Source organism: Streptomyces sp. NPDC036984 (genome assembly GCF_055607665.1).
In genome coordinates, this window is sequence record NZ_JBVJRL010000004.1 from 402,998 (window position 1) to 417,538 (window position 14,541).

A 14,541-nucleotide genomic window follows, 5' to 3' on the forward strand; every position below is an offset into this window, starting at 1 on the left:
ATCCGTTGGGAACAGGGGCGGGGTTACTTGAGGTCGGCCTCGGTGTAGTAGCCCCCGTCGACGAGCACCTGCTGGTAGTTGCTCTTGTCGACGCTCACCGGCTGGAGCAGGTAGGCGGGCACGACCTTGGTCCCGTTGTCGTAGGTCTTGGTGTCGTTGACCTGCGGCTTCTTGCCCTTCAGGGAGTCGTCCATCATCGCGGCGGCGACCTCGGCGAGCTTGCGGAGGTCCTTGTAGACGGTCTGCGTCTGCTGACCGGCGATGATCGACTTCACCGAGGCCAGCTCGGCGTCCTGACCGGTGATCACCGGCAGCGGCTTGCTGCCCGAGCCGTAGCCGTCCGACTTCAGCGCGGACAGGATGCCGATGGAGATGCCGTCGTACGGCGAGAGGACCGCGTCGACCCGGCCGGTCTTGTAGGCCGAGGTGAGGATGTCCTCCATGCGCTTCTGCGCGGTGGTGCCGTCCCAGCGCAGGGTGACGACCTTGTTCAGGGCGGTCTGGCCGGACTTGACCACCAGCTGCTTCTTGTCGATGTACGGCTGGAGGACGCTCATGGCGCCGCCGAAGAAGTACTTGGTGTTGTTGTCGTCGTTGGAGCCGGCGAACAGCTCGATGTTGAACGGGCCCTTCTTGCCCTTGTCCAGCCCGAGCTTGTCGACGATGTACTGGCCCTGGAGCTTGCCGACCTTCTCGTTGTCGAACGAGGCGTAGTAGTCGACGTTCTTGCTGCCGAGGATCAGCCGGTCGTAGGAGATGACCGGGATGTGCGCGTCCGCGGCCTGCTGGAGCACGCTGTTCAGGGACTTGTTGTCGATGGCCGCGATGATCAGGCCCTTGACGCCCTGCGTGATCAGGTTCTCGATCTGCGAGACCTGCTGCTCCGGGTCGTCCTCGCCGTAGACCAGCTTGGTCTTGTAGCCCTTGGCCTCCAGGTCCTTCACGACGTTCTTGCCGTCGGAGATCCAGCGCTCGGAGGACTTGGTCGGCATGGCGATGCCGATGGTGGCGCCCTTGGCGTCGCCCGGCTTCGCCTTGCTGCCGCCCTCACTGTTCTGGCCACAGGCGGTGAGGGTGAGGGCGAGCGAGGCGGCTGCGGCTATCGCGGCGAGTGCGGCTCTGCGGTTGCGCATGGGATCAGTCCTTGTCGTTCTCGTCGTTGAGAGGAGCGGATGCTTCGACGGGGAAGCGGTTGAGGGTCCCGGGCAGCCGTGAGCCGAGCGGCGCCATGTCGCCGTCCGCGCCGTGCCGGGCGAGCAGGTCCAGGGCGAGCCGGCCGCGCCGCACCCGCTCCCGGGCGGTGTCCAGGGTCACGTCCCGCAGGTGGGTGCCCCACGGGTAGATGCCGGGAGCCTTGGACAGGCCGAACTTCAGATAGAGCGGTGCGCCGCGCCGGATCAGCTCGGCGACCTCGTACATCCGGATGTAACCGCCGAGGTCGTCGGGGGCCTCGATGTACATGTCCATGGGGGCGCCGGAGACCCGGCGGATCTCGGTGAGGTGGTCCAGCGTCAGGTCACTGGGCACGTTGACGGAGTCGGCGCCGAGCCGCTCGTAGACGGCGTACGAGGCCGGGTTGACCGGGCCGATCAGCGCCGAGACCTTCAGCGTGGTGTCGGCCGGGATGATCCCGGACTGCCGGGCCCGGTGCAGGGTCCACAGCACGCCCTCGTCGGCCACCAGCAGGCACTTGACACCCAGCGCGGTCGCCCGTACGGCGTCTTCGACGCAGCCCGCGACGGCGTCGTGGCCCCGGGCGCGCAGTCCGGCCCCCCGCGAGTCGGACCGCACCGAGCCGCCGATGTCCCAGGTGCCGCGCGGGCCGGTGAACAGGCAGAGTTCGATGTCGCGTTCGGCGGTGGCCTCGACCATCTCGGTGATCTCGGCGTCGGTGAGCATCCACACGCCGCTGCCCTGGCTGATCCGGTGGATCGGCACATCGAGGCGCGAGGCCTCCTTGAGGACGACCGTCAGCGCTTCGGGACCCTCGCACGAGGGGATCTCGGTGCGCCAGCGGCCGCCGCCCGGGAAGGTGTGGGCGGACGCGTCGGTGGGGTCGAGGGCGGGCGCGCTCAGGCCGAGTGCGGCGAGCACCTGCTCGCCGGGCCTGCGGGCTGCCGGGGCGGAAGCGTCGGTCACAAGCTGTCCTTAGTGTCCTGGTGTTCGAAATATCGGACGACGTTCGTGGCTCTGGGTATGAAAAAGCCTTGGTGGTACGCCGGTCGGGGCGCCGTCAGGTCGCGCCCCGACCGGCGTACGTCAGGGGCGGAGCAGCACCTTGCCCACCTTCGGATCGCCGGCTCCGACCAGCTCGATGGCCTGCGGGAACTCGGTCAGCGGCAGCTCGTGCGTGACCAGTGGCAGCGGGTCCAGCAGCCCGGCGCCGAACACCCGCACGGCGTGCGCCCAGGCGTCAGGGGGCGCCCCGAAGACTGTGTGCACCTCCAGCTGCCGTACGACGAGATCGGTCGGGTCGAGCCCATCCGCGCCCGGCGCCGGGATCCCGGTGAGGACCAGGCGCCCGCCGCGCCGGAGCAGTGCGGCGGCCGTGCGTGCGGCGGACGCGGACCCGGCGGTCTCGATCACCACGTCGAAGCCTGTGGGCAGCTCCCGGTCCCGGAGCCGGAAGTCACTCGCCCCGAACCGCCGGGAGAGCGCCTCCCGGTCGCCCCGGGTGCCGACGACGAGCAGCTCCGCCGGCGAGACGGCCTTCAGGAACTGCACGGCGAACATGCCCAGGGTGCCCGTGCCGACCACCGCGACCCGCTCACCCGGCCGGGCGTTCGCCTTCAGCGCGGCGGCGGCGATGCACGCGGCCGGCTCCAGCAGGGCGGCGGCGGTGAGGTCGGCGTCGTCCGGCAGGACGTGCAGCAGCCGGGCCGGCAGGGTCAGGGTGGCCGCCATGGCACCGGGCCGGGTGAACCCGGTCTCCTCGTACCCGGCCGTGCACAGCGTGGTCTCGCCCGCGTGGCAGCGGTCGCAGACCTGGCAGTTGCGGAAGCCCTCCCCGACGACCTTGCGTCCGACGAGGCTCTCGGGGACGCCCGCGCCCACCGCGCGCACGGTCCCCGACCACTCGTGGCCGGGCGTGAGCGGGTAACGGACGTATCCCTCGGGCCGGTTGCCCTGGTACACCTCGCGGTCGCTGCCGCAGATGCCCACCGCGTGCACGGCGACCAGCGCCTCGCCGGGACCGGGGTCCCGGGGCGTGTGGTCCTCCACCCGGTGACTGCCCGGCGCCTCGATCAGGACCTGGGAACTCACTTCGTGCCCTTCGGCTTGCGCTGCTCCCAGCCCTCGGCCCACAGGTCGAACCGGGCCTGCTGCTGCGGGAACTCGGCGGCCGCGTCGACGTCCAGCTCGACCCCGAGACCGGGCGCGTCGGAGAGGTGGAAGTACCCGTCGACGACCTGCGGCGCCCCCTTCACGACCTTCTTGATCTCCGCGTCCGCGAAGTCGTTGAAGTGCTCCAGGATCTTGAAGTTCGGGGAGGTGAAGCCGACCTGGAGGGAGGCGGCGGTGAGCACGGACCCGCCCACGTTGTGCGGGGCGACCAGCATGTAGTGGGTCTCGGCGGTGGCGGCGAGCTTCCGGGTCTCCCAGATGCCGCCGATGTGGCCGACGTCGGGCTGGATGATGTCCACGGCCTGGCTGTCGAAGAGCTCGCGGAACTCGATCCGGTCGTGGATGCGCTCACCGGTGGCGACCGGGATGTCCACCTTGGCGGCGACCTTCTCCAGCGCCTTGAGGTTCTCCGGCGGCACCGGCTCCTCCAGCCAGGCCGGCTTGAAGGGCGCCATCTCCTTGGCCAGCCGGACGGCGGTGGCGGGGGAGAAGCGGCCGTGCATCTCCAGCATCAGCTCGGCCTCGGGGCCGATGGCGTCCCGCACGGCCTCGATGAGCGAGACGGCGTACAGGGTTTCCTGGTGGTCCAGCTCGAAGTGCCCGGTGCCGAACGGGTCGATCTTCAGCGCCTTGTAACCGCGCTCCATGACCCCCTGCGCGGCCTTGTGGTACGCCTCCGGGGTCCGCTCGGTCGTGTACCACCCGTTGGCGTACGCCTTCACCTTGTCGGTGACCTTGCCGCCGAGCAGCTGCCACACGGGCACGCCCAGCGCCTTGCCCTTGATGTCCCAGCACGCCATCTCGACCACCGCGATGCCGGACATGACGATCTCGCCGGCGCGGCCGTAGTCGCCGTACTTCATACGGCGGGCCAGGTCCTCCACGGCGAACGGGTCCGATCCGAGAATGTGGTTGGCCTCGGCCTCTCGCAGATAGCCGATCAGCGCGTCGGTGTGCCCGAGCATACGGGTCTCGCCGACTCCCGTGATCCCCTCGTCGGTGTGCACCTGGACGTAGGTCAGGTTGCGCCACGGCGTGCCGACCACGTGCGTGCTGATTCCGGTGATGCGCACGGCAGTTGCCCCTCAGCTGTTCGAGATTTCGTCACACGTTCGAAATGCTGGCGTGACAGTAAGGACGGTCCGGCAGAGGTGTCAATGGGTCGAACAGGTAACGGTTTCGGCAAGGCTTTCGAGAACTCTTTCGACCTCGCACGAAACCTTCACAGCCGCGCCTGGAACCGGGTCCCGCGCGGACTCTAGTCTTCCCGCGTCATGGACTACTGCCTCCCGTGCCAACGGCACCTCAACGGCGCCCTGGCCTGTCCGGGGTGCGGAACTCCCGCCGAGCGGCTCGCCGTCGCCGCCGCCGTGCCCGCCGCGCACACGCACGGGTACGCGCAGGCGCCGACGGCATACGGGGAGCACGCGTACGAGCAGTCCCCGGCGCAGTCACCCGAGCAGCCCTACGGCTCCTCGTACGACGGGGCGTACCAGGAGCCGTACGACGAGCCGTACCGGGAGGCGTACGAGGAGCCGTACCAGGAGGCCTACGAGGAGTCGCACCAGGAGGCGTACGACGGCCGCGGCGCACCCGACGAGCCGGACGAGCCCGACGCGCCCGGCGAGCCCGGCGAGGAGGACCGGGACGCGCCCGAGGAGGCCGCCGACGAGGCCGCCGGGGACGTCGCCCCGGCCGGCCGGCGTGCCGGTGCCCGTGCCGCCGGGAGCCGGCGTGACCGCAAGGCCGCCGTGCACCGGCGCCGCCGGCGCCGTACCGTGCTGGTCGCGGCCGGCTTCGTCCTCGCGGCCGGCGGACTCAGCCTCGCCGAACTCGGCACGGACGCGCCCTTCTCGCCCTTCTCCAGCGACACCCCGGAGCCGGCCGGGGACACCTCGGTGGACGGTGGCGCGGCCTCCCCCGCCCCCGACCGCACCGCCGGCCCGCTCGACGCCGCCGGCGCCACGCCGGGCGCCGGCCACTCGGCGTCCCCCGGCGCCTCGGCCTCCGCGTCCGCCTCCGAGTCCCCGCGGGACAAGGACTCCGCTTCCCCCTCCGCCCAGGACACCGACGAGGCGGAGCAGTCGGCCACGGCGGGTTCCGGTACGGCCACCGCACCCCCCGCAGCCCCGGCCACCACACCCCCCGCCGCCACCCCGACCGCGACCCCGACGACCGCCGACCCCACCCCCCAGCCGTCACCCACGAAGACGTGCGACCGGGTCCTGTGGTGGTGCACCTGAAGCACGCCCCGGTGCACCCCGCGCCACCCGTGCCACCGGCCATCCGGGCTATCCACGACACCCGCCGGCCCGCACGGGGGTTGAGTCGGACAGGCGCGTCTCGCCGTACCGGTCTCGGGAATGCCCGATGCCGGAAGGGGTGTTCCGCCCAGCGGGAGCAGCGACTCAGTCGAGGAGAGCGGATGACGCAGGAGATCACCGTCCAGGGCACGGTCGCCGAGGGCTTCGAGACCGTGCGCGAGGAGTTCGCCGCCTTCGTCGCCGGGGAACGGGACGACTACGAAGGCCAGTTGTGCGCGTACGTCCACGGGCGCCGGGTCGTGGACCTGTGGGCGGGCGAGGGGGTGACGGGCGACGCGCTGTACGCCGTGTACTCGGCCACGAAGGGCGCGGCCCACCTGGTCGTGGCGCTGCTCGTGCAGGACGGCACGCTGGAGCTGGACCGCAAAGTCACCTATTACTGGCCGGAGTTCGCCGCCGAGGGCAAGGGCGCGCTGACCCTGCGCGATCTGCTCGCGCACCGGGCGGGGCTGATCGGCGCCGGCACCGGGTTCGGCCTCGCCGAGCTGGCCGACGACCGGGTGATCGCCGAACGTCTCGCCGACCAGCGGCCGTTCTGGCGGCCGGGCACGGCCTTCGGCTATCACGCGCTGGTGATCGGCGCGCTGACCGGCGAGGTCGTCCGCCGGGCGACCGGCCGTACGCTCCAGGAGGTGTACGAGGAGCGGGTCCGCGCCCCCCACGGCCTCGACCTGCACCTGGGCCTGCCGGCCGCGCACGAGCCCCGTTTCCGCACGGTCCAGCCGATGCTGCCGACCCCCGCCCAGCAGGCCCAGCGGGACGCCGTGCCGACCGGCCCGCACACCCTCGAGGCGATCGCGTACAACCGGCACGGCACGGACCCCACCGACCTGGAGAGCCTGCCGAACGAGCGGCTGATCCGCGCCAAGGGGCCCGCCTCGGTGGGCGGGGTCGGCTCGGCACGCGGTCTCGCGGGCATGTACGCGGCGATGATCAGCGAGGTGGACGGCAGGACCCCGCTGCTGAAGGAGGACACGCTGGCGGAGTTCGGCCAGATCCACTCCGTCGGCTACGACCTGGTGGCCCGCGCCCACAAAGCCTTCGGCCTCGGCTTCCAGGCGACCGCCGACGCCCGGCACCCCTTCCTGGGCGCCGGAACGATCGGCCACGCCGGCGCGAACGGCGTCCAGGCTTTCGCCGACCCCCACGCGGGTCTCGCCTACGCCTACACGCGGCGCAGGTTCGCCTTTCCGGGGGGAGCGGCACCGGAGAACGACCGACTGGCGGTCACGATCCAGCAGGCGGCGTCGGCGACGCCGTGACGCAGCCGCACCCCACGTCCAAGGGTGCGGCTGCCGCTGTATGGAACGACGAAGGTCAGACCAGCGTCACGGTGATGTTCCCGCGAGTCGCCTTCGAGTAGGGGCACACCTGGTGAGCCTTCTCGACCAGGGTGCGCGCCGTCGCCGCGTCGGCGTTCGGGATGTTCGCCGAGATCTCCACGATGATCCCGAACCCGTCCTCGTTCTTCCCGATCCCGACCTTCGCGGTCACGGTCGAACCGGAGACGTCGGCACCCTCCTGCCGGGCGACGACACCGAGCGCCCCCTGGAAGCAGGCGCTGTACCCCGCGGCGAACAGCTGCTCCGGGTTGGTGCCGGCGCCGCTGCCGCCCATCTCCTTGGGCGGGTTCACGACGACGTCGAGCGTGCCGTCGTCGGTGGCGACCCGGCCGTCGCGGCCGTTCTCGGCGGTGGCGACGGCGGTGTACAGGACGTCGGACTGCGTGATGGGCATGCGGTTGTCTTCCTCCTCGGTCCGCCGCGACTCGCGCCCACGATCGACGACGGATTTGGAAAGAAGTTACCGCATGCCGAAATCAGCGGGAAAGGCCGGCGGAGAACCGTCAGAGCTTGACGACCATCTTCCCGATGTTGTCGCCGCGCAGGACCCCGAGGAACGCCTCCACGGTGTTCTCGATGCCCTCGACCACGGTCTCGCGGTACTTCAGCGCGCCCGAGGCGACCCACGGGCCGACCTCCTGGACGAACTGGGGCTGGAGGTCGTAGTGGTCGCCGACCAGGAAGCCCTCGATCCGGCCGCGGGTCTGGATCAGCCGGGCCAGGTTCTTCGGGCCGGGCGCGGGCTCGGTGTCGTTGTAGACCGAGATCATGCCGCAGACCGCGATCCGGCCGCCCTGGTTCAGGGAGCCGATGGCGGCCTCCAGGTGGTCTCCGCCGACGTTGTCGAAGTAGACGTCGATCCCGTCGGGCGCCGCCTGCCGCAGCTGCTCGGCGACCGGGCCGTTCTTGTAGTTGAACGCGGCGTCGAAGCCGTACTCCTCGACCAGCAGCTTGACCTTCTCGTCGGACCCGGCCGAGCCGATGACCCGCGAGGCGCCCTTGAGTTTGGCGATCTGGCCGACCTGGCTGCCGACGGCGCCGGCCGCGCCGGAGACGAAGACGACGTCGCCCTCCTTGAAGGAGGCGGTGCGCAGCAGGCCGGCGTAGGCGGTCAGGCCGGTCATGCCGAGGACGCCCAGGTACGTCGACAGCGGCACTGTCTGCGGGTCGACGGTGACGGCCGGGACGGCCGTCGGGCCGACCTTGACGGCGTTCTTCGCGTCCACGACCGCGTACTCGCGCCAGCCGAAGAAGTGCAGCACGTGGTCGCCGACGGCGATGCCCTCGGCGTGGGACTCGATCACCTCGCCGACCGCGCCGCCCTGCATGACCTTGCCCAGCTCGAAGGGGGCGACGTACGACTTCGCCGCGCTCATCCGGCCGCGCATGTAGGGATCGACGGAGAGGTACTTGTTCCGCACCAGCACCTGGCCCTCGCCCGGGGTCGGGACCGGCGCCTCGACGAGGGCGAAGTCCTCGGGCTTCGGCCAGCCGACGGGACGGCTGAGCAGATGCCACTCGCGGTTGATCATGACGGGAGCCTTTCTATTACTTCAGTTCCTGAAACAACCATGCGCCTGAATATTTCAGGATGTCAAGTAACCGGGTATCCTGGTGGGCATGTCCACCCCATCGAAGACCCACCGTCCCGACGCCCTGACCATGGAGGTCGTCGAGCTGATCGGTGACGTCGTGTCCCGCTACTACGCGGACTACGAGAAGGCGGCGGGCGAGCACACGCTGACCGGCGCGCAGGCCCGGCTCCTCAGCCTGCTCTCGCTGGAGCCGCTGCCGATGCGCAAGCTGGCGCAGAAGCTGAAGTGCGAGCCGTCGAACGTGACCGGGATCGTGGACCGCCTGGAGTCCCGCGGACTGGTGGAGCGCCGCCCCGACCCGGCCGACCGCCGGGTGAAGGTGGCCGCCGCCACCGACGAGGGCCGCCGGGTGGCCCGGGACCTGCGCGAGGGCCTCCACTTCGCCCGCGAGCCGCTCGCCGGCCTCTCCGCGGACGAGCGCCGCTCGCTGCGGGACCTGCTCCGCCGGATGCTGGACGACTGAGCATCCCGCACGCCCGTGCGGAGCCAGTAGAGTCTCCGGCATGCGCGATCTTGGGGTGGGTTTCGGTTATCTGCTGAAGGGGCAGCGGTGGGTGGCCCGGCACGGCCGCCAGTACGGGTTCGGGCTGCTGCCCGGGCTGATCACACTGGTGGTGTACGCCGCCGCGCTGGTCGCGCTCGCCGTGTGGGGCGAGGACGCGGTCGGCTGGGCGACCCCGTTCGCGGACGACTGGTCGAGCCCCTGGCAGGGCCTGTTCCGCGGCTTCCTGACGGCCGTCCTCTTCGCCCTCGGCCTGCTGCTGGCCGTGCTGACCTTCACGGCCGTCACCCTGCTCGTCGGCCAGCCCTTCTACGAGAACCTGTCGGAGAAGGTCGACGCCGACGTCTCACCCGACGGCGCCGCCCCCCGGTCCGACCTCCCGCTCTGGCGCGAGCTGTGGATCTCGGCCCGGGACAGCCTGCGCATCCTGGTCCGGGCCGGGCTGTGGGGCCTGCTGCTCTTCGCCCTCGGCTTCCTGCCGTTCGTCGGGCAGACCGTCGTCCCCGTGATCGGCTTCTTCGTCACCGGCTTCTTCCTCACCGAGGAACTCGCCGCGGTGGCCCTCCAGCGCCGGGGCGTCGACCTGCGCGCCCGGCTCACCCTGCTGCGCTCTCGCAAGACCCTGGTCTGGGGCTTCGGCACCCCGCTGGGCGTGGCCTTCCTGGTGCCGTTCGTCGCGGTGTTCCTGATGCCGGGCGCGGTCGCGGGTGCCACGCTCCTCGTCCGTGACCTGCTGGGCGAGGAGAGCGCGGACGAGCGGAGCGCGGACGAGCGGAGTGCGGACGGCCAGGAGGTCACGTCCTGACCGTGGCCGCCACGGCCACCGCCACGACGGCGCGCACCTGGGCGATGATGTCCAGCCGGTTGCGGACGAACTCCGGGTCGCTGACCGTGCCGGTCGCCGGGTCGGTGTTACCGGCGCCGAACCGAAGCACCGGCGTGTGCAGATGGCCGCCGGGCAGGGTGTCGCGCAGCCCGAGCCGGTCGCGCAGCAGGGTGGCCCGGTAGGCGATCTCGTTGGAGAGGTAGTCGCCGCCGGCCCCGGCGCGGGCGGTGGAGCCGGGGGTCGGTCCGTCCGGCCGTACGACGGGGTCGGTCCCTCCCGCCGGGATCTCGGTGACCTCTGTGTGGTCGTACACCGGGAACCGGCCGGTGTGCGCGGCCGCGATGGCGGTGTACGGGAGGGTGGTGCCCGTCCATTGCGGCTGCGAGGCCGGGTCGGCGACCGGAACGGTCTCCGTCCGCGAGACCTTGTCGTTGTCCGGGAAGCCGCCGCGCCAGGCGCCGTTGGTGCGCTCGATGTCGAACCGGCCGACGCGGCCCTGGCTCACGGTCGTGAACAGGTCGACCCGCGGCAGATACGGCCGCAGCGTCCGCTCCACCGTGCCCTCGGCGAAGTCCTGCCAGCGCACCGGGAACAGGGCGGTCTCGATGCGCGCCGGCCCCTGCGCCGTCTCGACGACCGTGCCGTCCAGCGCGAGCGCGGTCGCCCCGGACGGATTGGAGATGCGGATGTCGCGGTCGAGGGTGAAGGGGTCGAAACCGGTGAGCAGCACCCGCCGCAGTGGCCCCTTCGCCGGGTAGCGGATGTCCGTCTGCCCGCGCGAGGTCCGCTCCAACCGGTCCAGCAGGGCGGACCGTTGCGCATCCGCGAGCCCGAACTCCGGCTGCCAGGTGCGCACTTCCCGGGTCAGGCCCAGCCGCGCCCAGTACAGCGGCCGGTCGTCGTCCCGCGGGAGGTCACCGCCCCCCGGTCCCCGCCCCTGCGCCCGGTCCACGGCCCGCCGCCACAGCGCGGAGCCCTCCCGTACGACGATGCGGCGGGCCTGCGCGTAGGAGCGCGCGTGCGCCAGCGCCCGGGCGAACTCCGGTGCCGCATCGTCGAATCCGGACCGCCGGAGGATCTCCTGCGGTACGGCACCCGCCAGCCGCTGTTCCTCGACGGTGGGGGAGGGGGCGGCGGCCGGGGCGGCGGTGGCTGCGGCCGGGGGAGCGGACAGGCCGGCGAGCAGGGCCAGTCCGAGGACGGCGAGACGAAGTCGTGGAGAGCTCAAGGGAGTTGAGGTCCTTCCAGTAGGCGCCGCGACTTCGGCCCACCGTACTCGGCTGCGGGCCGGTGGGGGCCGATCGCGCCGTTCCCCGCGCCCGTGCGGGGCGCTGTCCGGCCACACGGGCAAGCGCCCCCGGCCGCAGCCTCGTCAGCCCACCGGCTCCCCCAGCAGCCGCAGGAAGTCCCGGAACGCCCCCGGCATGTCGACCGACTCGGGGTCCAGCAGCCACTGGTACTGGAGGCCGTCCATCACGGCGACGAGCAGCGGGGCGGTGCGCTCCGGGGTGAGGCCGCTGGGCAGCAGGTCGCCGTACTCGGCGCGCAGGACCGCGGTCATGGACTCCCGGACCCGGGCGTACCGCTCGGTGAAGTAGGCGCGTGCCGGATGGCCCTCGGTCACGCTCTCGCCGAGCAGCGCGGAGAAGGTCTGGATGATCGCCGGGCGCATGGTGTTGTACTCGACCAGCGAGGCCAGCAGGTCCATCCGCCACTGTGTGTCCGGTACCGCGTCCCATCGGTCCCGCTCCTGGAGCACGGCCACCAGCAGGGCGTCCTTGGTGGGGAAGTGGTGCAGCAGACCCTGCTGGGTCAGTCCGACCCGCTCGGCCACCGCGGCCAGGCTCGCCCCCCGGTAACCGCGCTCGGCGATCACCTCCAGGGCGGCCCCGACGATCTCCGCGCGCCGCTCCTCGCTCCTGACCCTCGCGTTCATGACGTCACCGTACGGCATCACCCACCGCGATATATAACGGCCATATAACGAAACCTACCACTCTACAGGTGGCGGAGGCACGATGGAGGCCCCTGCACGGACTCGACGAGGAGGAACCGCGATGGCGGGATCCCTGCGCACCCCGGCCGAGAAGGCCCGCGAGGCGGTCGTGGAGGCGGCCCTCGCCGCACTCGACCTCGACGCCAAGGCCCGGCTGCTGGCCGGCCAGGACATGTGGACCCTGCCGGCCCTGCCGGAGATCGGCCTCGGATCGCTGGTCATGTCCGACGGCCCCATCGGTGTCCGGGGCGTGCGCTGGACCGCCGACGACCCCTCCGTGGCCCTGCCCTCGCCGACCGCGCTCGCCGCCGCCTGGGACCCGGAACTCGCCCGCCGCGCAGGCGTGCTGCTCGCCCAGGAGGCCCGCCGCAAGGGCGTCCACGTCCTGCTCGCCCCCACGGTCAACCTGCACCGCTCCCCGCTCGGCGGCCGCCACTTCGAGTGCTACAGCGAGGACCCCCACCTGACCGGCGAGATCGGCACCGGTTACGTCCGTGGCGTCCAGTCCGGCGGAGTCGGCACCACCGTCAAGCACTTCGTCGCCAACGACGCCGAGACCGACCGCTTCACGGTGAACAACCTGGTCTCCGAACGCGCCCTGCGCGAGCTGTACCTGGCCCCCTTCGAGGCGATCGTGAGGAACGCCCGCCCCTGGGGCATCATGACCGCCTACAACACGGTCAACGGCACGACCATGACCGAGCACCACCACCTGGTCAACGAAGTCCTGCGCGGCGAATGGGGATTCGACGGCTTCAACGTCTCCGACTGGATGGCCGCCCGGGACACGGTGGGCGCCATCCGCGGCGGCCTCGATGTCGCCATGCCCGGCCCCCGGACCGTGTACGGCCCGGCCCTCGCCCAGGCCGTACGGGACGGCAGGGTCGACGAGGCCACGGTCGACGCGGCCGTCCGCCGGGTGCTGCTCCTCGCCGCCCGCGTCGGGGTCCTGGAGGGCGCCGAACCGGTGGTCGCCGAGCCGCCCGCGCCGGTCGACGGAGCGGCCCTGGCCCGCGAGATCGCCCGCCGCTCCTTCGTCCTCGTCCGCAACGAACGCGGCGCGCTCCCGCTGAAGCCGGGCACGCTGGCCCTGATCGGCGCCGCCGCCCGCGACGCCCGCATCCTCGGCGGCGGCTCCGCCACCGTCTTCCCGGCCCGGATCGTCTCCCCGCTCGACGGCCTCACCGCCGCCCTCCCCGACGGCACCCTCGGCTACGCCGTCGGCGCCGACCCGGCCACCGAACTGGCCGTCGCCGACCCGGGCTTCACTCTGCGCGCGGTCTGCCGGAACGCCGACGGCGAGATCATCGGCACCCGCTCCGCCCCGGGCGGCCTCATCCAGTGGATGGGCTCCGACCTCCCCGAGGGTGTGACGTACGACACCCTGCACACCGTCGAACTGACCGGCACCTTCACCCCCCGCGAGTCCGGCCCGCACACCTTCGGCGTCAAGGGCACGGGCGCCTTCACACTCACCATCGGCGGCACGACGTACTACGACGACGTCCAGCGCCCCGCCAAGGAGGACCCCTTCGAGGCGCTCTTCGCCGCCCCCGTTCCCCGCGCCCAGGCCGAACTCACCGCCGGCGAACCGGTCGACGTCTCCCTCACCCACGTCGTCCGGCTCCCCGAGGACCTCCCGATGAAGGTGGTCACCTTCGCCCTCGCCCACTCCGGACCGCAGCGCGACCCCGACGAGCTGATCGCCGAGGCCGTCGAGGCCGCCCGCAGCGCCGACACGGCGGTCGTCATGGTCGCCACCACCGACCGCGTGGAGTCCGAGGGCTTCGACCGTACGGACCTCCGGCTCCCCGGCCGTCAGGACGACCTGGTCCGCGCGGTCGCCGCCGCCAACCCGAACACCGTCGTGGTCGTCAACTCCGGATCCCCGGTGGAACTGCCCTGGCGGGACGAGGTCGCCGCCGTCCTGCTCGGCTGGTTCCCCGGCCAGGAGGGCGGCGCCGCCCTCGCCGACGTCCTCACCGGCGCCCACGAGCCCGGCGGCCGGCTCCCCACCACCTGGGGCTCCCTCGCCGACGCCCCGGTCACCCAGGTCGTCCCGGCCGACGGCGAGCTGCCGTACAGCGAGGGCGTGTTCATCGGCTACCGCGCCTGGGAGCGGGCCGGCCGCACCCCGTCGTACCCCTTCGGCCACGGCCTCGGCTACACCGACTGGGCCTACGAGTCCCTGGACGTCGACGACGCCGGCACCGCCTCCGGCACCACGGTCCGCGTCCGCGTCCGCAACACAGGCGAGCGGGCCGGCCGGGAGGTCGTCCAGATCTACGTCTCCCCGGCCGGACCCGGCCCCGAGCGCCCGGCGCGCCGGCTCGCCGGCTTCGCCTCCGTCGAGGCCGGGCCCGGCGAGAGCGCCGAGGTCACCGTCGAACTCCCGCGCCGCGCCTTCGAGGTGTGGGACGAGACGGCGAAGGCGTGGGGCTTTGTGAAGGGTTCGTACGAGATCGCCGCCGGACGCTCGATCGCGGACCGCAGGCTGACCGCGCCGATTAACGTCTGATCCGGGACAAGTCCCCCGGCGCGGGGGGCGCGTCCCCACCAGCAGCCCCGGTCCGGGACCTGACCCCTGGGCCGGGGCTTCACACCGCTGCC

At 72.1% G+C, this 14,541-nt stretch carries 13 protein-coding genes; 5 read left to right on the plus strand and 8 right to left on the minus strand.

Annotated elements, in window-relative coordinates:
• Window positions 1-23: 23 nt before the first annotated feature.
• The 4 genes from chvE to ACZ7DL_RS11175 all read right to left on the minus strand — a co-directional run bounded on the left by chvE (window position 24) and on the right by ACZ7DL_RS11175 (window position 4,418).
• Window positions 24-1,133, minus strand: coding sequence for a multiple monosaccharide ABC transporter substrate-binding protein (gene chvE, locus ACZ7DL_RS11160; protein ID WP_470773309.1), 1,110 nt, complete (start codon window positions 1,131-1,133; stop codon window positions 24-26).
• Between the two features lie 4 nt (window positions 1,134-1,137).
• Window positions 1,138-2,139: a hypothetical protein gene (locus ACZ7DL_RS11165; RefSeq protein ID WP_470773310.1), complete on the minus strand. Its 1,002-nt coding sequence runs from the start codon at window positions 2,137-2,139 to the stop codon at window positions 1,138-1,140.
• 120 nt (window positions 2,140-2,259) lie between these two features.
• Window positions 2,260-3,264 (minus strand): zinc-dependent alcohol dehydrogenase, encoded by a 1,005-nt coding sequence (locus ACZ7DL_RS11170; RefSeq protein WP_470773313.1) that lies wholly within the window; start codon window positions 3,262-3,264, stop codon window positions 2,260-2,262.
• Complete coding sequence (locus ACZ7DL_RS11175; protein ID WP_470773315.1) at window positions 3,261-4,418, minus strand: mandelate racemase/muconate lactonizing enzyme family protein; 1,158 nt, start codon at window positions 4,416-4,418, stop codon at window positions 3,261-3,263. The genes ACZ7DL_RS11170 and ACZ7DL_RS11175 overlap by 4 nt, the downstream gene beginning before the upstream one ends.
• 201 nt (window positions 4,419-4,619) lie before the next feature.
• Here ACZ7DL_RS11175 and ACZ7DL_RS11180 point away from each other — a divergent pair, with 201 nt between their 5' ends.
• Window positions 4,620-5,588, plus strand: coding sequence for an SCO2400 family protein (locus ACZ7DL_RS11180; RefSeq protein WP_470773316.1), 969 nt, complete (start codon window positions 4,620-4,622; stop codon window positions 5,586-5,588).
• A 182-nt stretch (window positions 5,589-5,770) separates the two neighbouring features.
• Complete coding sequence (locus tag ACZ7DL_RS11185; protein WP_470773318.1) at window positions 5,771-6,931, plus strand: serine hydrolase domain-containing protein; 1,161 nt, start codon at window positions 5,771-5,773, stop codon at window positions 6,929-6,931.
• A 55-nt stretch (window positions 6,932-6,986) separates the two neighbouring features.
• On the opposite strand, the gene ACZ7DL_RS11190 is transcribed toward ACZ7DL_RS11185, so the two are convergent.
• A complete protein-coding gene (locus tag ACZ7DL_RS11190) occupies window positions 6,987-7,406 on the minus strand; it encodes an organic hydroperoxide resistance protein (RefSeq protein ID WP_470773319.1) in 420 nt (139 codons plus the stop codon).
• 109 nt (window positions 7,407-7,515) lie between these two features.
• A complete protein-coding gene (locus ACZ7DL_RS11195; RefSeq protein ID WP_470773322.1) occupies window positions 7,516-8,544 on the minus strand; it encodes an NADP-dependent oxidoreductase in 1,029 nt (342 codons plus the stop codon).
• A gap of 88 nt (window positions 8,545-8,632) precedes the next feature.
• Between ACZ7DL_RS11195 and ACZ7DL_RS11200 the strand changes: the two genes are divergently transcribed.
• Complete coding sequence (locus tag ACZ7DL_RS11200) at window positions 8,633-9,070, plus strand: MarR family winged helix-turn-helix transcriptional regulator (RefSeq protein ID WP_470773325.1); 438 nt, start codon at window positions 8,633-8,635, stop codon at window positions 9,068-9,070.
• A 40-nt stretch (window positions 9,071-9,110) separates the two neighbouring features.
• Window positions 9,111-9,914: an EI24 domain-containing protein gene (locus tag ACZ7DL_RS11205; RefSeq protein WP_470773327.1), complete on the plus strand. Its 804-nt coding sequence runs from the start codon at window positions 9,111-9,113 to the stop codon at window positions 9,912-9,914.
• On the opposite strand, the gene ACZ7DL_RS11210 is transcribed toward ACZ7DL_RS11205, so the two are convergent.
• Together ACZ7DL_RS11210 and ACZ7DL_RS11215 are read right to left on the minus strand one after the other, a co-directional pair.
• Window positions 9,904-11,163: a pyroglutamyl-peptidase I gene (locus ACZ7DL_RS11210; RefSeq protein ID WP_470773328.1), complete on the minus strand. Its 1,260-nt coding sequence runs from the start codon at window positions 11,161-11,163 to the stop codon at window positions 9,904-9,906. The genes ACZ7DL_RS11205 and ACZ7DL_RS11210 overlap by 11 nt on opposite strands.
• A 144-nt stretch (window positions 11,164-11,307) precedes the next feature.
• Window positions 11,308-11,889, minus strand: a complete 582-nt coding sequence (locus ACZ7DL_RS11215) for a TetR/AcrR family transcriptional regulator (protein WP_470773330.1) — start codon at window positions 11,887-11,889, stop codon at window positions 11,308-11,310.
• A 103-nt stretch (window positions 11,890-11,992) separates the two neighbouring features.
• Between ACZ7DL_RS11215 and ACZ7DL_RS11220 the strand changes: the two genes are divergently transcribed.
• Window positions 11,993-14,449, plus strand: coding sequence for a beta-glucosidase (locus ACZ7DL_RS11220; protein WP_470773331.1), 2,457 nt, complete (start codon window positions 11,993-11,995; stop codon window positions 14,447-14,449).
• Window positions 14,450-14,541 lie beyond the last annotated feature (92 nt).

What these genes read in the sequence shown, in the direction of transcription:
- chvE (WP_470773309.1), bottom strand. Translation starts at nt 1,133, where the DNA reads ATGCGCAACCGCAGAGCCGCACTCGCCGCGATAGCCGCAGCCGCCTCG.
- ACZ7DL_RS11180 (WP_470773316.1), top strand. Translation starts at nt 4,620, where the DNA reads ATGGACTACTGCCTCCCGTGCCAACGGCACCTCAACGGCGCCCTGGCC.
- ACZ7DL_RS11215 (WP_470773330.1), bottom strand. Translation starts at nt 11,889, where the DNA reads ATGCCGTACGGTGACGTCATGAACGCGAGGGTCAGGAGCGAGGAGCGG.
- ACZ7DL_RS11220 (WP_470773331.1), top strand. Translation starts at nt 11,993, where the DNA reads ATGGCGGGATCCCTGCGCACCCCGGCCGAGAAGGCCCGCGAGGCGGTC.
- ACZ7DL_RS11200 (WP_470773325.1), top strand. Translation starts at nt 8,633, where the DNA reads ATGTCCACCCCATCGAAGACCCACCGTCCCGACGCCCTGACCATGGAG.
- ACZ7DL_RS11205 (WP_470773327.1), top strand. Translation starts at nt 9,111, where the DNA reads ATGCGCGATCTTGGGGTGGGTTTCGGTTATCTGCTGAAGGGGCAGCGG.
- ACZ7DL_RS11195 (WP_470773322.1), bottom strand. Translation starts at nt 8,544, where the DNA reads ATGATCAACCGCGAGTGGCATCTGCTCAGCCGTCCCGTCGGCTGGCCG.
- ACZ7DL_RS11185 (WP_470773318.1), top strand. Translation starts at nt 5,771, where the DNA reads ATGACGCAGGAGATCACCGTCCAGGGCACGGTCGCCGAGGGCTTCGAG.
- ACZ7DL_RS11190 (WP_470773319.1), bottom strand. Translation starts at nt 7,406, where the DNA reads ATGCCCATCACGCAGTCCGACGTCCTGTACACCGCCGTCGCCACCGCC.